The organism is Streptococcus caballi DSM 19004 (assembly GCF_000379985.1).
GTDB classification, from domain to species: Bacteria; Bacillota; Bacilli; order Lactobacillales; family Streptococcaceae; genus Streptococcus; species Streptococcus caballi.
The window spans coordinates 1-22,238 of record NZ_KB904083.1; the positions used below are offsets into that span (position 1 = coordinate 1).

Annotated in this window: 21 protein-coding genes and 1 pseudogene; 17 read left to right on the forward strand and 5 right to left on the reverse strand. The window is 43.0% G+C overall.

The features are described 5' to 3' along the window. Positions 1–1,024, reverse strand: a pseudogene (locus A3GS_RS11600) (IS110 family RNA-guided transposase); the annotation flags it as partial. A 366-nt stretch (positions 1,025–1,390) separates the two neighbouring features. On the opposite strand from A3GS_RS11600, the gene galE reads away from it, so the two are divergent. From galE to A3GS_RS0106420, 4 genes are read left to right on the forward strand one after another with little or no spacing between them, the layout of a single operon-like run. Next, positions 1,391–2,392 carry a UDP-glucose 4-epimerase GalE gene (gene galE, locus A3GS_RS0106410; RefSeq protein WP_018364598.1) on the forward strand — a complete coding sequence of 334 codons (1,002 nt, stop codon included), beginning with the start codon at positions 1,391–1,393 and terminating at the stop codon, positions 2,390–2,392. Between the two features lie 51 nt (positions 2,393–2,443). Further along, complete coding sequence (locus A3GS_RS12040; RefSeq protein ID WP_051069777.1) at positions 2,444–2,728, forward strand: HAD family hydrolase; 285 nt, start codon at positions 2,444–2,446, stop codon at positions 2,726–2,728. 29 nt (positions 2,729–2,757) lie between these two features. Further along, positions 2,758–3,072: an HAD family hydrolase gene (locus tag A3GS_RS12045; protein WP_051069778.1), complete on the forward strand. Its 315-nt coding sequence runs from the start codon at positions 2,758–2,760 to the stop codon at positions 3,070–3,072. Further along, positions 3,069–3,695 carry an AAA family ATPase gene (locus tag A3GS_RS0106420; RefSeq protein WP_240430895.1) on the forward strand — a complete coding sequence of 209 codons (627 nt, stop codon included), beginning with the start codon at positions 3,069–3,071 and terminating at the stop codon, positions 3,693–3,695. Before A3GS_RS12045 ends, A3GS_RS0106420 begins: the two co-directional genes overlap by 4 nt. Before the next feature lie 190 nt (positions 3,696–3,885). On the opposite strand, the gene A3GS_RS0106425 is transcribed toward A3GS_RS0106420, so the two are convergent. Beyond that, positions 3,886–4,110 carry a sulfurtransferase TusA family protein gene (locus A3GS_RS0106425; protein WP_018364600.1) on the reverse strand — a complete coding sequence of 75 codons (225 nt, stop codon included), beginning with the start codon at positions 4,108–4,110 and terminating at the stop codon, positions 3,886–3,888. Further along, a complete protein-coding gene (locus A3GS_RS0106430; RefSeq protein ID WP_018364601.1) occupies positions 4,058–5,149 on the reverse strand; it encodes a YeeE/YedE family protein in 1,092 nt (363 codons plus the stop codon). The genes A3GS_RS0106425 and A3GS_RS0106430 overlap by 53 nt, the downstream gene beginning before the upstream one ends. Positions 5,150–5,386: 237 nt before the next feature. On the opposite strand from A3GS_RS0106430, the gene A3GS_RS0106435 reads away from it, so the two are divergent. The 11 genes from A3GS_RS0106435 (at position 5,387) to A3GS_RS0106485 (ending at position 18,801) form a co-directional block, all read left to right on the forward strand. Then, a complete protein-coding gene (locus tag A3GS_RS0106435; RefSeq protein WP_018364602.1) occupies positions 5,387–5,728 on the forward strand; it encodes a DUF6568 family protein in 342 nt (113 codons plus the stop codon). 108 nt (positions 5,729–5,836) lie between these two features. Continuing rightward, on the forward strand, positions 5,837–6,193 hold the full coding sequence (gene yajC, locus A3GS_RS0106440) for a preprotein translocase subunit YajC (protein WP_018364603.1): 357 nt from the start codon (positions 5,837–5,839) through the stop codon (positions 6,191–6,193). A gap of 137 nt (positions 6,194–6,330) precedes the next feature. Beyond that, positions 6,331–7,080: an isoprenyl transferase gene (locus A3GS_RS0106445; protein WP_018364604.1), complete on the forward strand. Its 750-nt coding sequence runs from the start codon at positions 6,331–6,333 to the stop codon at positions 7,078–7,080. Between the two features lie 13 nt (positions 7,081–7,093). Continuing rightward, the gene (locus A3GS_RS0106450; RefSeq protein WP_018364605.1) at positions 7,094–7,888 is read left to right on the forward strand and encodes a phosphatidate cytidylyltransferase; all 795 of its coding nucleotides are present in this window, start codon (positions 7,094–7,096) and stop codon (positions 7,886–7,888) included. Between the two features lie 27 nt (positions 7,889–7,915). After that, positions 7,916–9,175: an RIP metalloprotease RseP gene (gene rseP, locus A3GS_RS0106455; protein WP_018364606.1), complete on the forward strand. Its 1,260-nt coding sequence runs from the start codon at positions 7,916–7,918 to the stop codon at positions 9,173–9,175. Positions 9,176–9,228: 53 nt separating this feature from the next. Further along, a complete protein-coding gene (locus tag A3GS_RS0106460; protein WP_026216301.1) occupies positions 9,229–11,085 on the forward strand; it encodes a proline--tRNA ligase in 1,857 nt (618 codons plus the stop codon). Between the two features lie 461 nt (positions 11,086–11,546). Then, complete coding sequence (locus A3GS_RS0106465) at positions 11,547–12,182, forward strand: glucosaminidase domain-containing protein (protein ID WP_018364608.1); 636 nt, start codon at positions 11,547–11,549, stop codon at positions 12,180–12,182. Between the two features lie 283 nt (positions 12,183–12,465). Further along, positions 12,466–16,860, forward strand: a complete 4,395-nt coding sequence (locus A3GS_RS0106470; RefSeq protein ID WP_018364609.1) for a PolC-type DNA polymerase III — start codon at positions 12,466–12,468, stop codon at positions 16,858–16,860. Between the two features lie 113 nt (positions 16,861–16,973). Continuing rightward, a complete protein-coding gene (locus A3GS_RS0106475; RefSeq protein ID WP_018364610.1) occupies positions 16,974–17,399 on the forward strand; it encodes a MarR family winged helix-turn-helix transcriptional regulator in 426 nt (141 codons plus the stop codon). A gap of 139 nt (positions 17,400–17,538) precedes the next feature. Next, the gene (locus A3GS_RS0106480) at positions 17,539–18,084 is read left to right on the forward strand and encodes an NADPH-dependent FMN reductase (RefSeq protein WP_026216303.1); all 546 of its coding nucleotides are present in this window, start codon (positions 17,539–17,541) and stop codon (positions 18,082–18,084) included. 102 nt (positions 18,085–18,186) lie between these two features. Continuing rightward, positions 18,187–18,801, forward strand: a complete 615-nt coding sequence (locus tag A3GS_RS0106485; RefSeq protein WP_018364612.1) for a nitroreductase family protein — start codon at positions 18,187–18,189, stop codon at positions 18,799–18,801. A gap of 383 nt (positions 18,802–19,184) precedes the next feature. Here A3GS_RS0106485 and def read toward each other — a convergent pair whose 3' ends face one another. Continuing rightward, positions 19,185–19,799 carry a peptide deformylase gene (gene def / locus A3GS_RS0106490; protein WP_018364613.1) on the reverse strand — a complete coding sequence of 205 codons (615 nt, stop codon included), beginning with the start codon at positions 19,797–19,799 and terminating at the stop codon, positions 19,185–19,187. A 188-nt stretch (positions 19,800–19,987) separates the two neighbouring features. Further along, positions 19,988–20,635, reverse strand: a complete 648-nt coding sequence (locus A3GS_RS0106495) for a cyclic nucleotide-binding domain-containing protein (protein WP_018364614.1) — start codon at positions 20,633–20,635, stop codon at positions 19,988–19,990. 96 nt (positions 20,636–20,731) lie between these two features. Between A3GS_RS0106495 and A3GS_RS0106500 the strand changes: the two genes are divergently transcribed. Together A3GS_RS0106500 and A3GS_RS0106505 are read left to right on the forward strand one after the other, a co-directional pair. Then, a complete protein-coding gene (locus A3GS_RS0106500) occupies positions 20,732–21,895 on the forward strand; it encodes an MFS transporter (protein WP_018364615.1) in 1,164 nt (387 codons plus the stop codon). A gap of 166 nt (positions 21,896–22,061) precedes the next feature. Next, the coding region (locus tag A3GS_RS0106505; protein ID WP_018364616.1) for a helix-turn-helix domain-containing protein at positions 22,062–22,238 on the forward strand (177 nt) is incomplete at its 3' end.

The window sequence follows — 22,238 nt, forward strand, 5'->3', positions numbered from 1 at the left end:
TGACAAGTTCCGTATTTTGAGAGTTAGTGTTCCCAGATTGATTCTGTTTCCAATTCAATCCTGCCTATTTAGCGACTTGAGGATGGTCTTTAAAGCGCTCAATCTGTCCAATTTCAGCGATAATTCCTGCAGCGTAAACTTTACCAACACCAGGCACAGAAGTTAAACACTGGTATTCAGGNATGACTTCNACCATNTNTTCAATAGCTTTATCAATATCCTTAATCATTTGTTCCAGATTTCGGATTTCTCGAGCTAATAGCCCGAGAACAACATTGACGGAATCTTGTTGGAGCTTAGGCAGACGATAAGAGCCATTGACAGCTGATTGAATAGCTTTAGCTAATTTTTCAGGCGCTTTGAATCGTCCTCTCCCCAATTTTTGGATAAAGTCCGCTAGGTCATTGAGAGGAACGGTCGCTAACTCGTCGAGGGTATAGTCTTCTGTCATTAAGGAAATAATGGTGCTAGACCAGAGAGAAGTTGTGAGGCTCTCATTCTTGATTTCAGTAGATAAGGTATTGCACTTGTAGTAGATGTTCTCAATAAAGTGCTGCTTGGTCTTGGTCAACTGCTCAATGAGTTGAAGCCTGGTTCTGGTCAAGTGTTGGAGAGCCATGTATTTCTCTTCCTTGAGAAAAGCAGGTGAGAATCGCTCAATACGGAAATAATCGGCAATATAGAAGGCATCAAGGGTATCATTCTTGCTTTCTTCAAAGGCTTCCCGGTATTTCTTGATTTTGTTGGGTTGTTCGACCATGACCTCAACCTTTAGAGCTTTCAAGTCGCTGTCTTCATGAAAGAACATGGCAGGGTGAAAGCTATAAAGACTGGTGGCTTCCATTCCAATGACGATGCGTTCAAATGAATAGGTGTCATTTAATTCAAGAATCTGATTTTTGATTTCTTGAGCACCTGTTAGGTCATTGGGAAGAGAAGCTGTAAAGGGAGTTGTTGAATCACTAAGCATGATACAGCCATCTAGTTTGGTAGAGCTAACGTCTAAACCGACAAAACATTTCATTTGGAAGGTCTCCTTTCAATTGGATTTGGAAGTTTTCTTGACTACTGTAAGGTTCCCCAGAAACACGTTGGACCAACAGCCTCGCTTAATAGAATTATTATCATAGAACTGACTTGCCGCCTGCACGCCACTAAGTGCAGAAGTCGTTTTATGGAAACAGCTAGTGTGTTGGAAGTAGGGACAACGCTTGGGTAACAGACTATTTAATGAAGTCTAAGCAACAAGGAGAAAAAGAAACAACCATGAGTCCATTCCATGACTCTATTGTTCTGGAAAACCTTGCAATAGTCAAGTTAACGTAAGAACAATTATTAAAAATTTTGGATTGAAAAATCCCCATAAACTTATTTTACGAGGAGATAGAAAATGTCAATTTTAGTGCTTGGTGGGGCTGGTTACATCGGTTCTCACATGGTTGACCGTTTGGTTGAAAAAGGAGAGGAAAAAGTCGTCGTGGTTGATAGTTTGGTGACAGGACACCGTGCTGCGGTTCACCCTGATGCGATATTCTACCAAGGCGACCTTGCTGACCAAGATTTTATGCGTAACGTCTTTACAGAAAATCCAGATATTGACGCAGTCATTCACTTTGCGGCTTATTCATTGGTTGCTGAATCAATGGAAAAACCTTTAAAATACTTTGATAACAATACAGCAGGCATGGTCAAATTGCTTGAAGTGATGAATGAATTTGGCGTGAAATACATTGTTTTCTCATCAACAGCAGCCACTTATGGCCTTCCAGATGAAATTCCAATCAAAGAAACAACGCCACAACGCCCAATCAATCCCTATGGCGAAAGTAAACTCATGATGGAAACCATCATGAAATGGTCTGACCAAGCTTACGGTATTAAATTTGTACCGCTTCGTTATTTCAATGTTGCTGGTGCAAAACCAGACGGTTCAATCGGTGAAGACCATGGTCCAGAAACACATTTGTTACCAATTATTTTGCAAGTGGCACAAGGTGTGCGTGAAAAAATTATGATTTTTGGTAATGATTACAACACGCCAGATGGCACAAATGTCCGTGATTATGTTCACCCATTTGACCTAGCAGATGCGCATTTACTTGCGGTTAAATATCTTCGTGAAGGCAATCCGTCAACGGCATTCAATCTTGGTTCTTCAACAGGATTTTCAAATCTTCAAATTCTCGAAGCAGCTCGTAAAGTGACTGGCAAAGAAATTCCTGCAGAACTGGCTGACCGTCGACCTGGTGACCCAGATACCTTGATTGCGTCATCTGACAAAGCGCGTGAAGTCCTTGGTTGGAAACCACAATTTGATGACATTGAAAAAATCATTGCCTCAGCATGGGCATGGCACTCAAGCCACCCAAATGGATATGATGATAGAGGTTAAAGAAAAAAGTTGGATGGAATCATCCAGCTTTTTTGTGCTAAGGGGGATAATATGGCAATTAGATGGCTCTTTTTTGATTTGGGTTCAACTTTGGTTGATGAAAGTTTGGCCTATGAGAATCGTGTTAAGACTTTACTGGCGGGAAGTGAGCTAGATTATCAGGAAACTTGGGAAAGACTTATTGAGGATTATAAAAATGGGCTACGCGGAGACCTCGCATTGGCAGAACGGTTGAACAAACCTCTGCCGAAATGGACTTTTCAAGATGAACATCTCTATCCAGAAGTTCAGTCAGTTTTAGATTGCTTGTCTGCCCAGTATCATCTAGGTCTATAGCCAATCAGTTATCGGGTTTAGAAGAACGTTTGGTCAACTTTGGTATTGCTAAATATTTTCAAGTTGTTATCTCCTCTGCCGAAATTGGTTTTGAAAAGCCGGCCTTAGGCATTTTCCAAAAGGCTCTTGGAATGGCCGATTGCTTGCCTGAACAAGCTGTTATGATTGGTGATCGTTTGGATAATGACATTAAGCCAGCAAAACGACTTGGTATGAAAACTGTTCGTGTGATGAGAGGATTTGGTCAATATTGTCCCGTTACTTCTGAAAATGAGCAAGCAGATGCGACGCTATCTTGTCTGACTGAATTAGTTGATTTCTTATCTGATTGGGAGGAAAAATGATGATTATTTCAATTCAAGGATCTATGGCCGTTGGCAAGACGACCCTATTAGCGAATTTGCAGAAGAAATTTCCAGATGCGGTATTCAGTTACGAAGATGTGGCTCCAGTGATAGGTGATATTCAGCGAAAACACCTAGATAAGACGATTATTGAAGACTATCTAGCCATTCAAAAACTTTGGATTGCCCATGAAGTGCAGCGTTACCAAAAGGTTAAGGATTATCCCTTAGTTTTTATGGACTTTGGTGCCGAGGAGATTGATTTCTACACACGTTTTTATCCTCAAGCGATTGGTCAGGAGTGGCATGTTCTTTCTTCTTTGAAAAATGAGCTAACGCAGCTTAGCTATTGTCTGCCAGACTATATTATTTTTTTGGAGGCGAGGAACGAGACGCTCAGGAAACGCAAAGCTTCGGATAACACACGTACACGAAATTTCTTTGATTTTCAGCTAGAAAAGCTTCTTCCTCTAAAAAGAAAATGGTTTGCAAAACAGAGAAATGTCATTTTTCTAGAAACGGACAATCTATCAAGCGAGGAAGTCGCTCAACAGGCAGCTCAGCTTATTTCTCAGATGGTAAAAAAAGGGATCAATCCCAAAAAGCCTCAACAGCGATTTTGAGTATCACCGTGAGGCTTTTATACGTTATTCACAAGTAAAGTACTTTTATCTAAGAGATAGTTTTTCGCTAATTAAGGCAGTTTTTTTGAGGGAATACTGACTGTATCTTGAAAGAAACAAGCGATGAGTAGCTTAAAAACTAGCCTTAGATGGAAGTGCTGAACTGTGGATACAAGTTCTAAAGTTGGTTTTAAGCTTTTTGGACAATAATCTCCCAAGAAGCATCACTGATTTGAGCGAAATGAGTAACTGGATATCCCTCATCGGCAGCCCAGTTAGGAATACTCTCAGTTGCTTGAGTGCAGTCAAATCGAATATAAAGTTCGTCTCCGATTTCAAGCTCTGCCATTTTTTGTTTGGCATCAATCAGTGGGAAGGGACACACTAGCCCTCCGGTTTCTAAGGTGTAACGCATGATTTTTCTCCTTATGTTGTGGTTTGACAAAGATAAAGTAGGATGCTGTCCAAACGCCTAAGATGGTGAATAATAGAGCAATCCATCCTTTGCTACTCATAACAGATGTAGCGGTGAGACCATTTCCGATTGTGCAACCGCCAGCCCAAGAAGCACCGATTCCCATCAAAATCCCGCCGATAACACTGTTTCTGATAGTTTTGATATCAGGTAATCGCCATTTAAATTCGTGGCTTCCCTTAGCTGCTAGGTAGGAGCCTAGTAAGATTCCTAAAACAAGAAATACTCCCCAATTTAGCTTGGTTTGATCACCACTAATAATAAAGTGAATCAAATTAGCAGACGGAGTAGTGATACCAAGCCCACCGTTGCGGCCAGTAATTTGACTAGCTGGCCAAGCAATAAGTGCAATCAGCCCGATAGCTATACCAGCTCCAAAGGGATGATAACGCTTTTCAAAGAGATAGTGGCGCAGCCCAGAATATTTCTGAGGAAGGCTGGCAACCTGACGTTTAGGTTTTCTTAACTCGGTCCAAACTAGGTAGGCCGTCACGATACCCAATATGCCAACTAATAACCAAATCGAAATGCCCAGTTGTCCAGCCAAATCGTCATTGATGAGCCATTGGCTGGCAATACTTTGATTAAGTGCTTGAAGAGCTCCATATTTCATTGCAGCGGCACTTAGCATGTAAAGGATTAGAGCAATCCAACTCCCAATTAGGCCCTCGCCTGAACGATACCACGTTCCAGTTGCACAGCCACCAGCGAGAACAATGCCGATACCAAAAAGATAAGAACCAAGAATTGCGCCAATGACTGAGTAATCTTCATATGGATTTGCGACTATTCCTAATTTAATTAAGCTTACAACTCCGATACTTTGAATAAAGATAGCAATTAAAAAAGCATAGAAGAGGCGATTGTTTTTAGTGAGGTACATGTCTCTAAAACCGCCCGTCATACAGAAACGCGTTCGTTGAAGAATAAAGCCAAAGACCAGACCAACTAGGCCTCCAGATATAATCGATAATCCCATAAAAACCTCCTTTTGCTTGATTGCTATCTAGCTTATCAAAAAATGAAACGTTTGCATAATCTTGATTTTTTATGGATGGCTATAAAAAAGAGTTATAGCTTAGAATTTAGTCCTTGCAACAATTATAAAAATTAAGATTATAGCACTTTTGGGTTATTGAACAGAACGTAGCAAAAAATTGAGCTTTGAATAAAAATTGTGTATGATAGGGCTATCATTAAAAACGAGGTGTAAAACATGACATTTGAACAAGCCGTCAGTGCTTTTGAATCAATCACGGTAGCCACAGCGCGTGAGCGAATTGAAGCAGGCAACAAGTTTATCCTCTTCATTGGCCGTCCAAGCTGTCCTTATTGCCAACGCTTTGCCCCAAAATTAGCCAACGTTGCGCAGACGACAGGCGCTAAAGTTGCCTATATTAACAGCGAAGATTTAGTGCAAATAGAAGAGATTCAAGCTTTTCGTCGCCGTTATGGTATCACAACTGTGCCGGGTCTTTTCGTGGCAGAAAATGCTACAGCCAAGGTTGTCTGTGACTCCTCTCTTGCAGAAGAAGATATTATAGACTTTATTTCTTAAAAAGCCAAAAGCTTGTACAGGGAGGCTAATTTTGATGGTCTTTCCTTGCCCTGTCATTGAATTTTTGGTATAGTAAGTCTTGACTTTAAAATTTGGAGGAACCTATCTATGCCAATGATTATTATGCTTGTCGTGATGGTTGGGATGATCTTTTTCATGCAACGCCAACAAAAAAAACAAGCTCAGGATCGTCAAAATCAGTTGAACGCTATTCAAAAAGGTGACGAGGTTGTTACGATTGGTGGCCTTTATGGTATTGTTGACGAAGTGGATACGGATAACAAAAAGCTTGTTTTGGACGTGGATGGTGTCTATTTGACTTTTGAATTGGCAGCCGTTAAACGTGTTACTAACAAGGCAGCTGCAGCAGAAACAGCATCTGAAGAAGCTCCTGCTGAGGAAGCACCAGCAGTTGAAAGTCAAGACCAAGTTGAGGTTGACTCAGCTATTGACAGCAAAGACTAGATAGAGAAAATGGAACTGGGCGGATGAGTCCGGTTCCTCTCTTTTTGCCCTTAACTTGTCTTAAAAGTGACTAATTTCCGTAAAATGTGCCTAAAATATGATAAAATAAAAAGACAACAAGTATTTTAAGGATCATTATGTTTACATTCAAAAAAAGAAAACAAAGTGAGAGTTTGGATAAGATTCCGGCTCATATCGGCATTATTATGGATGGTAACGGTCGTTGGGCGAAAAAACGCATGCAGCCACGGGTCTTCGGGCATAAGGCAGGCATGGATGCCCTGCAAGAGGTGACAATCGCTGCTTCTGGCTTGGGGGTCAAGGTGTTGACGGTCTATGCCTTCTCAACAGAAAATTGGTCACGGCCAGAAGATGAGGTCAAGTTCATCATGAACCTGCCCGTTGAATTTTTCGACAAATATGTGCCCGAATTGCACAAGAACAATGTACGAGTGCAGATTATTGGTGAAACCAGCCGTCTACCTCAGGCAACATTTGATGCAATGGAGCGAGCGCGTGAGAAAACCAAACACAATTCAGGTTTGATCTTGAACTTTGCTCTCAACTATGGCGGTCGTGCAGAAATTACCAATGCAGTTAAATTGATTGCGCAGGATGTTCTGGACGCCAAACTAAATCCTGGAGACATCACCGAAGACTTGATTGCTAGTTACTTGATGACCAACAATCTGCCTTATCTCTATCGCGATCCAGATTTGATTATCAGAACGAGTGGTGAGCTTCGTCTAAGTAATTTTCTACCTTGGCAGTCAGCTTACAGTGAATTTTATTTTACTCCTGTTCTCTGGCCTGATTTTAAGAAAGATGAACTCATAAAGGCTATCGCTGAATATAATCACCGTCACCGTCGTTTTGGTGGTGTCTAGAAAAGAGGAAATCATGAAACAACGTGTTATTTGGGGTGCTATTGCCCTAGCTGTTTTTCTGCCCTTCTTGTTTGCGGGCGGTCTTCCTTTCCAATTCTTCGTTGGCGTTCTAGCCATGATTGGCATCTCTGAAATGCTACGCATGAAGCACTTGGAAATTTTCTCCTTTGAAGGTATTTTAGCCATGTTGGGAGGTTTTGTTCTGACAGTTCCGCTGGATAATTACCTAACTTTCTTGCCAGTTGACGCAAGTTTTGCGGCCTATGGCTTGATGGTTTTCCTGATTTTAGCAGGAACAGTTCTCAACAGTGACGTCTATTCTTTTGAAGATGCGGCTTTTCCAATCGCCTCTAGCCTTTATGTAGGGATTGGTTTTCAAAACTTGGTCAATGCCCGCATGTCTGGTATGGACAAGGTCTTGCTGGCTCTCTTCATCGTTTGGGCAACGGACATTGGTGCCTACATGATTGGCCGTCAGTTCGGTAAAAATAAATTGCTGCCAAAGGTATCTCCTAATAAAACGATTGAAGGTAGTTTGGGTGGTATTTTATCTGCGGTGGTCATTTCTTTCTTCTTTATGCTAATTGACCGCTCCGTTTATGCACCTCATAATTTCCTTGTTATGCTTATTCTGGTTGCTCTCTTTAGTATTTTTGCTCAGTTTGGTGACTTGGTTGAGAGTGCAATTAAGCGTCACTTCGGTGTCAAAGACTCTGGTAAATTAATTCCCGGTCACGGTGGCATCTTGGACCGCTTTGACTCTATGATTTTTGTCTTTCCAATTATGCATCTTTTTGGTCTTTTCTAAGATAATCCTACTCTTGAAAGGAAACTTATGATAGGAATTTTAACTTTTATTATCGTTTTTGGTATTTTGGTTGTGGTCCATGAATTTGGACACTTCTATTTCGCCAAAAAATCTGGTATTCTCGTTAGGGAATTTTCAGTCGGTATGGGGCCGAAAATCTTTTCACATATTGACAAAGATGGCACAGCCTATACTCTTCGCATCCTGCCACTCGGTGGCTATGTTCGCATGGCGGGTTGGGGCGATGACACAACGGAAATCAAAACAGGGACACCTGCCAGTCTGACCCTCAATCAGGACGGCCTAGTCACTCGCATCAATCTTTCACAAAAACGTGTGGATAATAAGAGTCTGCCCATCAATGTCTTATCCTACGATTTAGAGGATAAATTGGAAATCACAGGGCGCGTGCTCGATGAGACCAAGACTTACTCGGTTGACCACGATGCAACTATCGTTGAGGAAGATGGTACTGAGCTTCGTATTGCTCCGCTGGACGTCCAGTATCAGAATGCCACAGTCGGCGGTCGTTTGATGACCAACTTTGCAGGTCCCATGAATAATTTCATTCTGGGAACAGTTGTTTTCATTCTCCTTGCCTTTGTGCAGGGTGGGGTGCAGGATACCACGACCAATCACATTCAGGTAGTTGAAAATGGGGCAGTAGCCAAGGCTGGTATTAAAAATAATGACCAAATTTTGGCTATCGCTGGTAAGAAAGTCTCCAACTGGAGTGACCTGACGGATGCGGTTGACCAATCAACCAAAGAGTTGAAATCCAACCAAACCATTCCTGTGACGGTCAGATCAGGCAAGACAACCAAAACAGTTCAAGTCAAGCCTGAAAAGTCTGATGGCTCCTACTTCATCGGTGTCAGACCGGGTTTGAAGATGAGTCTGAAGGACAAGGTTTTCGGTGGCTTCCAGATGGCTTGGAATTCGGCTCTGGCCATCATCACGGCTTTGAAAAACTTGATTTCCAACTTCAATATTAACAAATTGGGCGGTCCAGTTGCCATGTACCGGATGTCCAATCAAGCGGCTCAGGCAGGCTTTGCCTCAGTTCTCTATCTGATGGGCATGTTGTCCATGGACTTAGGGATTTTCAACCTTATCCCGATTCCTGCTCTGGATGGCGGCAAAATTCTCATTAACCTGATTGAAATGATTCGCCGCAAACCGCTCAAACAGGAGACAGAAACCTATATTACGCTCGCGGGTGTCGCTGTTATGGTGGTCTTGATGATTGCCGTAACTTGGAATGACATCATGCGAACCTTCTTTTAATAGTAAAAACAGAAAGGAATATGAGTGCTCGCGAGGGTTCTTATATCTTAATTATGAAACAATCTAAAATGCTTATCCCAACGCTTCGCGAAATGCCAAGCGATGCTCAAGTTATCAGTCATGCTCTTATGATGCGCGCTGGTTATGTCCGCCAAGTCTCAGCAGGTGTTTACGCTTATTTGCCCCTTGCTAACCGCACCATTGAAAAATTCAAGACAATCATGCGTCAAGAATTTGACAAAATCGGAGCCGTTGAAATGCTGGCGCCAGCTCTTTTAACGGCTGATCTCTGGCGTGAGTCAGGCCGTTACGAGACTTATGGCGATGATCTCTTCAAACTTAAAAACCGTGACCAATCTGATTTTATCTTAGGCCCAACTCACGAAGAAACCTTCACCAGTCTGGTTCGTGATGCGGTGAAATCATACAAGCAATTGCCGCTCAATCTTTATCAAATCCAGTCTAAATACCGCGACGAAAAACGTCCTCGTAACGGATTGTTGCGTACTCGTGAATTCATTATGAAAGACGGTTACAGCTTCCACAAAGATTATGAAGATTTGGATGTGACCTACGAAGATTACCGCAGGGCATACGAAGCTATCTTTACCCGCGCTGGTCTTGACTTCAAGGGCATCATTGGTGATGGTGGTGCGATGGGTGGTAAGGACAGTCAAGAATTTATGGCTATCACACCTGACCGTACTGATCTAGACCGTTGGATCGTTCTTGATAAATCCATCGCTTCAATCGATGAAATTCCAGCTGATACCTTGGAAGAAATCAAAGCAGAATTGAGCTCATGGTTGGTATCTGGTGAAGATACCATTGCCTACTCGAGTGAATCAAGCTATGCTGCCAACCTTGAAATGGCAAGTAATGAATACAAACCGAGCACTAAGGTTGTTGCTCAAGAAGAAGTGGCTAAGGTTGAAACACCAAACTGCAAATCAATCGACGAAGTGGCTGCTTTCTTACAAGTTGAGGAAGAACAAACCATCAAAACGCTCCTTTTCATAGCTGATAACGAGCCAGTTGTAGCCCTTCTTGTCGGCAATGATCAAGTCAACGATGTGAAACTCAAAAACTTCTTGGCAGCAGACTTCCTCGAACCTGCCACAGAAGAAGATGCTGTTAAAGTATTTGGTGCAAACTTCGGTTCACTTGGACCAGTTAATCTTCCAGGAAATGTCCGCATCATTGCTGACCGCAAAGTAGCTGATATTGCTAATGCTGTTGTTGGTGCTAACGAAGATGGTTACCACTTAACTGGCATTAATCCAGAACGTGACTTCAAGGCCGAATACGTTGACATCCGCGAGGTTAAAGAAGGCGAAATCTCACCTGACGGACAAGGTGTCCTCAAGTTTGCCCGTGGGATTGAGATTGGTCATATCTTTAAGCTGGGCACTCGCTACTCAGACAGCATGGGAGCTAACATTCTTGATGAAAATGGTCGAGCTGTCCCTGTTGTAATGGGATGTTATGGTATCGGCGTTAGCCGTATCTTGTCAGCCGTCATTGAGCAGCACGCTCGTCTCTTTGTCAATAAGACACCAAAAGGTCAATACCGCTTTGCTTGGGGAATTAACTTCCCTAAAGAATTGGCTCCGTTTGATGTTCACTTGATTACGGTCAATGTCAAAGACGAAGAAGCGCAAGCATTGACTGCTAAAATCGAAGCAGACTTGATGACTCAAGGTTATGATGTCTTGACTGATGACCGCAACGAACGTGTCGGCTCTAAATTCTCAGACAGCGACCTGATTGGTCTGCCAATCCGTGTCACCGTTGGTAAAAAAGCCGCAGAAGGCATTGTCGAAGTGAAAATCAAAGCAACAGGTGATACGATTGAGGTCAATGCTGAGAATCTCATTGAAACCTTGTCTATCTTGACGGCTGAAGCGTAGTCAAACAACCATCAGCAAGCTAGAGCATGAGGCTGGACAAAAAGTCCAGCCTTTATAATATATCTTGAAAAAACAGTTTAGCACAGTGGCTGAATGGCAGTTGCGTTTGCGTTTTACGCTCCAAACCAGTCCTATTTAACTGTGCGGGGGTGGGAAGACGAACTCTAGTATCTTTCTGGAGTTCTTTCCCACCCCCTTTTCTTGTGTAAAATCTGACTCGGACTTCTATTGACCTTTTGCATTTTTCTAGGAAGTTAGCCGAGGGCTCAATTGGTATATTATATTTTTGCAAGAAGTCAACTTTCAGGGCAGCTGGTTTCTTTCTGTCTGTCGGGAGGTCAACTTCTAGGAGAACTGACCTTTTGCATGCTTTGAGGAAATCAGCTTTTAGGGGGATGGCGCCTTAGCTGTCTTATCTGCCATCTGCTTTTTCTTTTCAAAAGAGAGGAAGATTTGTTATAATGGCAAACATAAAGAAAGGCGGTGAAAGTCTTTTGGCGAGACCTAAAAAATTTCATTTTAAAAAGATGAAAACTTATCTGTTGAGAGGGGTGGCTGTTATTGCCTGTCTCTGTCTGGGCTGGTTATTTGTTCAGCAGCACAAGCAGAGTCAGACCAGTCAGGCACAGACTTTGACAACTGACAGCACCGACAGCTTTATTGCCTCCATTGGGGAAAATGCCAAGCAAATCAGTCGGGAGCATAATATCTATGCTTCGGTCATGATTGCCCAGGCTATTTTGGAGTCTAATCATGGGACTTCCGCTCTTTCTCAAGCACCTTATCATAATCTTTTTGGTATCAAAGGGAGCTACGAGGGTCATTCGGTCAGCCTATCGACTTTGGAGGATGATGGGACGGGGCAGACTTATCAGATTGAAGATAGTTTTCGTGTTTACCCTTCTTACTTAGAGTCCATGACCGACTACGCCAACTTATTGAGTAGCCAGTCCTACTCTGGCACTTGGAAATCTCAAACGACTTCTTATCAGGATGCCACACAAGCCTTGACAGGCCACTATGCCACAGACACCAGCTATGCCAGCAAACTCAATAAAATCATTGAGACCTATCAACTGACCAGCTATGATTATTAGATTAAGAGAGTGGAAAAGGATTCCTGAAAGATACTAGAGTTCGTCTTCCTACTTCCGTACAGTTAAATAGGACTGGTTTGGAGCGTAAAACGCAAACGCAACTGCCATTCAGCCACTGTGCTAAACTGTTTTTCCAAGATATATTATAAAGGTTGGACTTTTTCAGTGGTCCCCTTTTTGCTCATCATCTTTTTTACTGTTTTGTTCTACGAGCTGGCAGTCGAAAAATTGTCTTTTTTGTGTTAGAATGGAAGTCAGAATAAATAGGAGAACGGTGTCCACTATGTCAGACTTGTTTACTAAATTAATGGATCAGATTGAAATGCCGCTTGAAATCAAGACTTCAAGTGTTTTTTCATCTGCCGATATTATTGAGGTAAAAGTGCACTCGGTGTCCCGCCTCTGGGAATTTCATTTTGCTTTTCCAGAGATTTTGCCGCTGGATCATTATCGTGAGTTGCAGACGCGCTTAGTCAATACTTTTGAGCGGGCGGACATCAAAGCGACCTTTGACATCACGGCTGACAAGGTCGACTTTTCGGACGAGATCATTGAGGCTTACTATCGAGAGGCCTTTGAACATGCGCCTTGCAACAGCGCCAGCTTCAAGTCCGCTTTTGCCAACTTGCAGGTCTCCTATGACGGACAAAAGATCCTCATTTCAGCGCCAGCCTTTGTCAATAATGACCACTTCCGTAAAAATCATCTGCCCAACCTAGAGCGCCAGTTCCAGCTCTTTGGCTTTGGTCAGGTGACTTTTGACATGGTGTCGGACGAGGCTATGACGCAGGAGCTCAAGTCGGAGTTTGAGATTTCACGCGAGGCTTTGGTGGAAAAAGCGGTGCAGGAAAATGCCGAGGCGGTTAAGTCTCTGGAAGCTTCTATGCCACCAGCCGAAGAAGCACCCAAACCCCAATTTGACTATAAAGAACGGGCTAAACAGCGTCAGGCTGGTTTTGATAAGGCAGAAATCACGCCTATGATCGAGATTGAGACGGAAGAAAATCGTATCGTCTTTGAAGGAATGGTCTTTGATGTGGAACGCAAGACAACCCGTACGGGTCGTCACATCATCAACTTTAAGATGACCGACTACACTTCTAGTTTTGCCATGCAAAAATGGGCCAAGGATGATGATGAGCTCAAGAAGTATGATATGATTGCCAAAGGGGCTTGGCTACGCGTGCGCGGTAACATTGAAAACAACCAGTGGACCAAGACACTAACCATGAATGTCCAAGATGTCAAGGAGATTGTTCACCATGACCGCAAGGACCTCATGCCAGAAGGGCAAAAACGTGTCGAATTTCACGCCCATACCAACATGTCCACCATGGATGCTCTGCCAACGGTTGAGGATCTGATCGCAACGGCTGCCAAGTGGGGGCACAAGGCTATTGCTATCACTGACCATGCTAATGTGCAGAGCTTTCCACACGGTTATCACGCTGCCCATAAAAAAGGCATCAAGGCTATCTTTGGCCTAGAAGCTAATATTGTTGAAGACAAGGTGCCTATTACTTACAACGAAGTAGATATGGTGCTTAACGAAGCTACCTATGTCGTCTTTGACGTGGAAACGACAGGGCTATCTGCGGTCAACAATGACCTGATTCAGATTGCCGCATCCAAGATGTTCAAGGGAAATATCGTTGATCAGTTTGACGAATTTATTGACCCAGGTTATCCTTTGTCTGCCTTCACAACAGAGTTGACTGGTATCACGGATAATCATGTGCAAGGGTCAAAACCGATTTTACAAGTTCTGCAGGAATTCCAGGCCTTTTGTCAGGATACGGTTCTGGTTGCCCACAATGCTACCTTTGACGTCGGCTTTATGAATGCTAACTATGAACGTCATGGTCTGCCTAAGATTACCCAGCCTGTCATTGACACGCTTGAATTAGCTCGTAATCTTTACCCAGAATACAAACGTCATGGTCTTGGTCCCCTAACGAAACGTTTCCAAGTATCGCTGGACCATCACCACATGGCCAATTACGATGCGGAAGCGACTGGTCGCCTGCTCTTTATTTTCTTGAAAGAGGCCAAGGAAAATCATCAGTTGACTAACATGCTGGATCTTAACACTAAGCTGGTTTCCAAGGATTCCTACAAAAAGGCTAGAGTCAAACATGCCACCATTTATGTACAAAATCAGGTTGGTTTGAAAAATATCTTTAAGCTGGTCAGTCTATCTAATGTCAAGTATTTTGAAGGTGTGGCCCGTATTCCAAGAACGGTCTTGGATGCCCACAGAGAAGGCTTACTGCTAGGAACGGCTTGTTCAGAAGGAGAGGTCTTTGATACTGTCCTGTCAAAAGGTGTGGATGCGGCTGTTGATGTAGCTAAATACTATGATTTCATTGAAGTCATGCCACCAGCCATCTACGCGCCGCTGTTGGCACAGGGAACGATTAAAAACGAAGAGGGTATCCAGCAGGTGATTCGTGACTTGATTGAAGTCGGCCGTAGGTTGGATAAGCCAGTTCTAGCAACAGGAAATGTTCATTATCTGGAACCTGAAGATGACATTTACCGTGAAATTATTGTCCGCAGTCTGGGACAGGGTGCCATGATTAATCGCCCTATTGGACGAGGCGAGCATGCTCAGCCTGCCCCTCTACCCAAGGCTCATTTCCGCACTACCAATGAGATGCTGGATGACTTTGCCTTTCTGGGTGAGGATTTAGCCTATGAAATTGTAGTGAGCAATACCAATGCTTTTGCAGAGCGATTTGAAGATGTGGAGGTGGTCAAGAAAGATCTCTACACCCCCTTCCTTGAGCGCTCAGAAGAGCGCGTGGCTGAGATGACCTATGAAAAAGCCTTTGAAATTTATGGTAATCCTCTGCCTGACATTGTTGACCGCCGTATTGAGCGAGAATTGTCTTCCATTTTGGGGAATGGTTTTGCCGTGATTTATCTGGCATCGCAGATGTTGGTTATTCGATCTAATAAGCGCGGCTACTTGGTTGGTTCTCGTGGTTCTGTTGGATCAAGTTTTGTAGCGACCATGATTGGGATTACCGAGGTCAATCCTCTGTCTCCTCACTATGTCTGTCCCAACTGTCAGCACAGCGAGTTTATCACAGATGGTTCGGTTGGTTCGGGTTACGACTTGCCCAATAAGGCCTGTCCTAAGTGTGGCACTCGCTACAAAAAAGATGGGCAAGATATTCCCTTTGAAACCTTCCTTGGTTTTGATGGTGACAAGGTGCCCGATATTGACCTTAATTTTTCAGGTGATGACCAACCGTCAGCCCATTTGGATGTTCGTGATATTTTTGGTGAAGAATACGCCTTTCGTGCAGGAACGGTAGGAACGGTGGCTGATAAGACAGCTTATGGATTTGTCAAGGGGTATGAACGTGACTATGGTAAGTTTTACCGCGATGCCGAAGTTGACCGTCTAGCTGCTGGAGCGGCAGGCGTTAAGCGCAGTACTGGTCAGCACCCAGGTGGTATCGTCGTTATTCCAAACTACATGGATGTCTATGATTTCACTCCAGTCCAATATCCGGCTGATGATGTGACGGCTGAATGGCAGACGACTCACTTTAACTTCCACGATATTGATGAGAATGTCCTTAAGCTCGATATTCTGGGGCATGATGACCCGACCATGATTCGTAAGCTACAAGATTTGTCTGGTATTGATCCTAAAGAAATTCCAGCTGATGATCCTGATGTTATGGCTCTTTTCTCTGGCACAGAAGTGCTTGGGGTGACCGAGGAGCAAATTGGCACGCCAACTGGTATGCTAGGAATTCCTGAGTTTGGGACGAATTTTGTTCGTGGAATGGTCAATGAAACCCATCCGACAACCTTTGCGGAGCTCCTGCAATTGTCAGGATTGTCCCACGGAACTGATGTGTGGCTGGGTAATGCCCAAGACTTGATCAAGGAAGGCATTGCTACCTTGTCAACCGTTATCGGCTGTCGTGATGATATCATGGTTTACCTCATGCATGCTGGTTTGGAGCCAAAGATGGCCTTCACCATCATGGAACGGGTGCGTAAAGGGGCTTGGCTCAAGATTTCTGAGGAGGAACGCAACGGCTACATCGAGGCCATGCGTGCCAACAATGTACCTGATTGGTATATCGAATCCTGTGGAAAAATCAAATACATGTTCCCCAAAGCCCATGCGGCCGCCTACGTTCTTATGGCTTTGCGCGTGGCTTATTTCAAAGTGCACTATCCACTCTATTATTACTGTGCTTATTTCTCCATCCGTGCCAAAGCTTTTGAACTCAAGACCATGAGCGCTGGTAAGGAAGCGGTTAAGGCACGTATGAAGGATATTACGGAAAAAAGGCAGCGCAACGAAGCTAGCAACGTTGAAAATGATCTTTTCACAACACTGGAAATTGTTAATGAGATGCTAGAACGCGGCTTCAAATTTGGCAAGTTAGACCTCTACCGAAGTCAGGCGACCGAGTTTCTCATTGAAGACGACACCCTCATTCCGCCATTTGTAGCTATGGATGGTCTTGGTGAAAACGTTGCAAAACAAATTGTTGCTGCGCGTGAAGAAGGTGAGTTCCTGTCCAAGACAGAGCTCCGCAAGCGCGGCGGGGTTTCCGCAACCCTCGTTGATAAAATGGATGAAATGGGTATCCTTGGCAACATGCCTGAAGATAACCAACTCAGTCTATTTGATGATTTCTTTTAAGAACTAAAACCAACTCTGATTGATTAGAGTTGGTTTTTATTGAAACAATTACTAGTTAGTGTTAGAATGAATGTAACTCTATCAAAATTATTTCCAGCAGAAAGGAGAATGTCATGACGGAATTTAAAAATTCAGCTGTAAAGGCCATGGTGGTTATGCGTAAGGCCTTCAGAACCATTGATGCCAAGGTTTCAGAATCCTACAAAGAGGATGATTTAACGCCTACCCAGTTTGGGGTCTTGGATGTTCTATACGCTAAAGGTGCTATGAAAATCGGAGAGCTCATTGATAGCATGCTAGCAACTTCGGGCAATATGACCGTGGTTATCAAGAACATGGAGAAAAAAGGTTGGATCACGCGGGTGACTTGTCCCACTGACAAACGTTCCTACGTGGTGGATTTGACGGAAAATGGCAGAGCAGCCATCAAGCATGCCCTGCCAGCTCATATTGCTAAGGTAGAAGAGACTTTTTCAGTGCTGACAGAGGAAGAGCAAGAGCAGCTAATCCAACTCCTCAAAAAATTTAAAAATTTGTGAGCAAATCAGTTTACAAATGTCAAAAGTCCCGATATAATAACTACATAGTAATAAAATTTACTAATTAGTATAAAGGGAGCCAAAGATGTCCATCTTAGACACTTTCAAAAAAATATTTAATAAAGAAGAGGAAATAGAAATGAAAAACATTCTATTTATCGTTGGATCACTTCGTGAAGGATCATTTAATCACCAATTAGCACAAAACGCTGAGAAAGTTCTTGAAGGTAAAGCTAATGTTTCTTACCTTGATTGGAAAAATGTTCCAATGTTCAGCCAAGATCTTGAAACACCTGTATTACCTGAAGTTCAAGCAGTTCGTGATGCCGTAGCTGCAGCGGATGCTATCTGGATTTTCTCACCAGTCTACAACTTCTCAATCCCAGGTCCAGTGAAAAACTTACTTGACTGGTTGAGTCGTGCAGTTGATCTTTCAGATACAACTGGTAAATCAGCTATTGATTCAAAAGTAACAACGGTCTCACTTTTGGCAAACGGTGGTCACGACCAAGCAGCTGAAGTCTACCGCAACTTGTTGCCATTCATCCGCACAAACTTTGTTGATCAATTAACATTCTCAAAAGTTAACGATTCCGCTTGGGCTGACGGCAAATTTGTTGCAGACGATGATGTGCTTGCCCAACTTGACAAACAAGTAGCAGCCCTTCTTGCAGCTATTAAATAATCACGTTAAAGTAGTTAAATTTGGAAACAAATCATTTGACTACTTTGCTTATTAAACATATACTACTAATTAGTGATAATTAAAAATTTAAGGAGAAAACTTATGTCATTTGTTGAAGCATTGAAAAACCGCCGCACAATTTACGCTATTAACCGTAACACGGAAGTAGCTAACGATGAAATTATTGCTCTTATCAAGGAAGCTGTTCGTCAATCACCATCAGCTTTTAACAGCCAAACATCTCGTGCTGTTATTCTTTTGGATGACGAAGTATCATCATTCTGGAACGAGTTGGTAGCGACAGATCTCGAAGCAACAATGAAGGAGCAAGGCGTTCCAGCAGAAGCCATTGCTGCTACTAAGGAAAAATTGGCTGGTTTTGGTCAAGCTAAAGGAACTATCCTCTTCTTCGAAGATCAAGATGTTGTTAAAGGTCTTCAAGAAAACTTCCCGTTGTATGCTGAAAACTTCCCATTCTGGTCAGAGCAATCAACTGGTATTGTATCAATTAATACTTGGACAGCTCTTTCAGCAGAATTCGGTTTTGGTGCCAACTTGCAACACTACAACCCAGTTATCGACGCATCAGTAGCTGCTAAATATGGTGTCCCAGCTAACTGGAAACTCCGTGGCCAATTGAACTTCGGTGCTATCGAAGCTCCTGCTGGCGACAAAGAATATATGGCAGATGAAGACCGCTTCAAAGTATTCGGTTAATTTGCCCAAAGTACCTTTTCACTCCTAACTTTGTTAGCTATTAACGAAGCTAGATTATCATGAATTGGATAAAGCAACATTTTTTAACCGGCCGTAGACTGATGATGTCAAGCGGTCATTCATAAATCTCCCTAAGGGTGTCGAGCGATCGGCACCTTTTTTGAATAAGCAGCAACTGGTCAACTGCTGCTTAAAAAATGCTCACTTGGTCTGAGCAAAATGTGCGAAGGTTCAAAAAATGATCTTCTGGTTCTTGTTTGAGGAGAGTCGGGATAAAAAACAATTTTTAGTCTATTTCTCAAAATAGCCTGAATGACTGATTGTCATTTTTCAAAAATCAGCGTAAAAAAGAAGCTGATCTTAAGATGAGCTTCTCTATTTTTTTATTCAATGATGAGCATGCCTTCTTTGATGGCAAATGGATTTTTTTCGTTGATACGGTCGTAGAACATGATGCCGTTGGTGTGGTCAATTTCATGTTGCACTACGATGGACTTATAGCCTTTGAGCTTGATGCGGTGATTGTCACCATTCTTGTCAAAGTAATCAACGGTAACGCGTGAGTGACGGACAACATAACCTTCAACGACGCGGTCGACTGACAGACAGCCTTCGCCCTCAGCCAGCGCGGCATCTTGCACAGAATGTGAGACAATTTTAGGATTGTACATAACTTCTTGCAGGCTGTAAGCTTCTTTTGGTGGGTTGCCTTCAGCATCTGGCAGGTTTGGCACCAAAACAGCGATGATGCGCTTTGAGATGTCCAATTGCGGAGCTGCCAAGCCGACACCACCGCGCAAGCCCATTTTTTCAGCGGTCACAGGATCTTGGGAATTTTTCAAGAACTGCATCATCTTTTCGCCTAAGATAATGTCTTCGTCGGACAGAGGAAAGGTAACATCTTGTGCCACAGCACGCAAGGTCGGATTTCCCTCACGAATGATGTCAGACATGTTAATCAAATGGCTGGCTTTGGTAAGTTTTTTTATAACAGACATGAGTTTCTCCTTGTATTCAATAAAAATAATATAGCATAAAGTAGGAATTTTATAAAGCAGAGACTTTATAGTCTCTGAAAAGCAGAGCTGTACATCGCTATGACCCAATAGGTTTAGGAGGTTGTGGAAGATGAGGAGGCTACTTAGATTTTAAGTTCATCAGTGTTTGGACTGATTTTCTTTGAGTGTCATTCTTTAATGAGCCACTCTTCTAGTGCTTCTCGTTTGCTCAAGCGATAGTAGGGCTTGTCCTTGATGATGATTTGCTGGGTGAGTAGCTCTTTGATGACTCGCAGCAGGTGGCGGTAGCTGACACCGAAGGAATCAGCCAGCGTTGCCAGTTCTAGTTGAAAATAGCCGCCTTTTTCGATGGCTAAAATGTGAGTGGCTAAGCGCTCTTTGACTGTATAGCTGAGATTGGTTGCAGCGCGGATATTTTGCTCATAAAGTGCCTGAGCTAGGCCGTGCCCCAGCTTATAAAGAAAAGCTGGATCTTCTAAGAGTTTTCCTTTATCTTGAGAGAGGGGCAGCTGGATGACTAGAGAATCTTCCAGAGCTACGACCGATGATACTAACTGCTGCTGGGTGAGTAGCTCAATATCTCCGATGATAGTGGGACTATCTTGAATATCTAAAATATGTTCCTTGCCATTAAAGAGGCGGCGGACAATCTTGATTTTCCCTTCAACGAAGTAAGAAAGTGCATGCAGCTCATCGCCCTGCTGGCAGATGGATTGCCCTGATTTGAAAGTCACAGCTTGTAGCTGCTGGAAATAATGTTTGGGAAAGATTTTTTCAACTTGATAACGTTGAATCCAATTCTGTGACAATGACATGAGCCGTCCTTTTTCTTATTTATGACATATGTCATATTCTTGTTCTTTAATATTGATTATACTCTATTTAGCATAAAATACAAGTTAGGAGCTCTTATGAAGAAAAAAATGGAGAGGGTCAGCTTGCTGTCCCTGTCTCTGATGTTAGTCTCTACCTTCGCTGTCTCACCTGCCTTACCGCAGATGATTTCTTTTTACCAAAAACAAGGCTACGCAGTCAGCCAAGTGGAGCTCTTGGTTTCCCTATCCTCTTTTGCCATCTTGGGAATGCTCTTGCTCAATCCCTTTATCAGCAAGTTTTTGTCGGAAAAACTAACTGTTATTCTGGGGCTTTTATTTCTATCCCTTGGCGGAGCTCTGCCCGTTTTAGTACAGACCTATAGTCTTGTTTTTGCATCACGTCTGGTTTTGGGAGTTGGGATTGGCCTTATTAATGCGCGCGCAATCAGTATCATTAGTGAACATTATCGTGGGAAAGACCGTGTTCAGATGCTTGGGCTACGCGGCTCAGCAGAAGTGTTAGGCTCTGCCCTACTGACTTTCCTAGCAGGTCGACTTTTAAGAGTTAGCTGGTCCTGGGCCTTCTTAATCTATGGGTTGGGCTTGCTTATATTAGCCCTCTATCTTATTTTTGCCCCTAAGGAAAGTACTAAGCGACCAAACCAAACAAGTGGAATAACTTTTAAAAGTACTGGCCTGAGCTCAGACCAACTAATCTACATTTTGGGAATGGCCCTCTATGCTGGTTTTGTAATCTTGGTTAATTCAGCCAACACCCTGCGCATTCCTCTTGTCGTTGAGAAGCTGCACATGGGTACGGCCAGCCAGTCCAGTCTTATTTTGAGCTTGATGATGCTGATGGGGATTTTGGCAGGTACACTTTTTAGTTTTCTCTTGGAGCGTTTCAAGGGATACCTCATATCTGTCGTTCTCTTGGCTCTGGCAGCAGGTATGTTCCTGTTATGGCTGGCTGATAATCTTTGGCTACTGTCTGCTGGTGCCCTCTTAACTGGTTTTGTTTATAGCTTAGGTGTGACCTATGTCTTTCAGTCCATCTCGGAAAGTATTCCCAGTCAACAATTGACCCTGGCAACTACTTTAGTTTTGTTGGGGTGTAATCTTGGCGGTGCCTGTGCAGCATTTGTTTTGCAATTTTTGAGCCTTTTCAGCTCAGATGTTAGGTTTGCCTTTCTCATCTTTGCACTTTTGAGTTTTATTCTAGCTATGATTTTACTTGTAACAAAGCGAAAAGAAGTTTGATATACGACGAATTTCAGTCTTTAGATTGAGGTTCGTTTTTTCTTTATTTACTAGAAAATAGCTGACGCTAAGAAAAAAACCCGCGTTGTAAAATGAAGTGCAACAAAAAAGACATGTTTGTCTGATATACTAGAATTCCCCAACTCAGTATAGAAAGCAGATGAACATGTCCACTAATCATTCTACCAAAAAATCGTTATATTCACACCTTTCAGCCTCTGAACGCGGAGAAATCAGCGCCTATCTCAAGATGGGCAAGAACCCCTCTGAGATTGCTCGTCTGCTTGGGCGTCATCGCTCAACCATCAGTCGTGAAATCAAACGAGGAAGTGTTTCTCAGGTT

Excerpts from the sequence above, each read along its gene's own strand:
- A3GS_RS0106450 (WP_018364605.1), top strand. The coding sequence starts at position 7,094 with ATGAAACAACGTGTTATTTGGGGTGCTATTGCCCTAGCTGTTTTTCTG.
- A3GS_RS12040 (WP_051069777.1), top strand. The coding sequence starts at position 2,444 with ATGGCAATTAGATGGCTCTTTTTTGATTTGGGTTCAACTTTGGTTGAT.
- A3GS_RS0106445 (WP_018364604.1), top strand. The coding sequence starts at position 6,331 with ATGTTTACATTCAAAAAAAGAAAACAAAGTGAGAGTTTGGATAAGATT.
- A3GS_RS0106495 (WP_018364614.1), bottom strand. The coding sequence starts at position 20,635 with ATGTCATTGTCACAGAATTGGATTCAACGTTATCAAGTTGAAAAAATC.
- A3GS_RS0106420 (WP_240430895.1), top strand. The coding sequence starts at position 3,069 with ATGATGATTATTTCAATTCAAGGATCTATGGCCGTTGGCAAGACGACC.
- A3GS_RS0106480 (WP_026216303.1), top strand. The coding sequence starts at position 17,539 with ATGAAAAACATTCTATTTATCGTTGGATCACTTCGTGAAGGATCATTT.
- galE (WP_018364598.1), top strand. The coding sequence starts at position 1,391 with ATGTCAATTTTAGTGCTTGGTGGGGCTGGTTACATCGGTTCTCACATG.
- A3GS_RS0106470 (WP_018364609.1), top strand. The coding sequence starts at position 12,466 with ATGTCAGACTTGTTTACTAAATTAATGGATCAGATTGAAATGCCGCTT.
- A3GS_RS0106435 (WP_018364602.1), top strand. The coding sequence starts at position 5,387 with ATGACATTTGAACAAGCCGTCAGTGCTTTTGAATCAATCACGGTAGCC.
- A3GS_RS0106460 (WP_026216301.1), top strand. The coding sequence starts at position 9,229 with ATGAAACAATCTAAAATGCTTATCCCAACGCTTCGCGAAATGCCAAGC.
- A3GS_RS0106485 (WP_018364612.1), top strand. The coding sequence starts at position 18,187 with ATGTCATTTGTTGAAGCATTGAAAAACCGCCGCACAATTTACGCTATT.
- def (WP_018364613.1), bottom strand. The coding sequence starts at position 19,799 with ATGTCTGTTATAAAAAAACTTACCAAAGCCAGCCATTTGATTAACATG.
- rseP (WP_018364606.1), top strand. The coding sequence starts at position 7,916 with ATGATAGGAATTTTAACTTTTATTATCGTTTTTGGTATTTTGGTTGTG.
- A3GS_RS0106425 (WP_018364600.1), bottom strand. The coding sequence starts at position 4,110 with ATGCGTTACACCTTAGAAACCGGAGGGCTAGTGTGTCCCTTCCCACTG.
- A3GS_RS0106500 (WP_018364615.1), top strand. The coding sequence starts at position 20,732 with ATGAAGAAAAAAATGGAGAGGGTCAGCTTGCTGTCCCTGTCTCTGATG.
- A3GS_RS0106430 (WP_018364601.1), bottom strand. The coding sequence starts at position 5,149 with ATGGGATTATCGATTATATCTGGAGGCCTAGTTGGTCTGGTCTTTGGC.
- A3GS_RS0106465 (WP_018364608.1), top strand. The coding sequence starts at position 11,547 with ATGGCAAACATAAAGAAAGGCGGTGAAAGTCTTTTGGCGAGACCTAAA.
- yajC (WP_018364603.1), top strand. The coding sequence starts at position 5,837 with ATGCCAATGATTATTATGCTTGTCGTGATGGTTGGGATGATCTTTTTC.
- A3GS_RS0106475 (WP_018364610.1), top strand. The coding sequence starts at position 16,974 with ATGACGGAATTTAAAAATTCAGCTGTAAAGGCCATGGTGGTTATGCGT.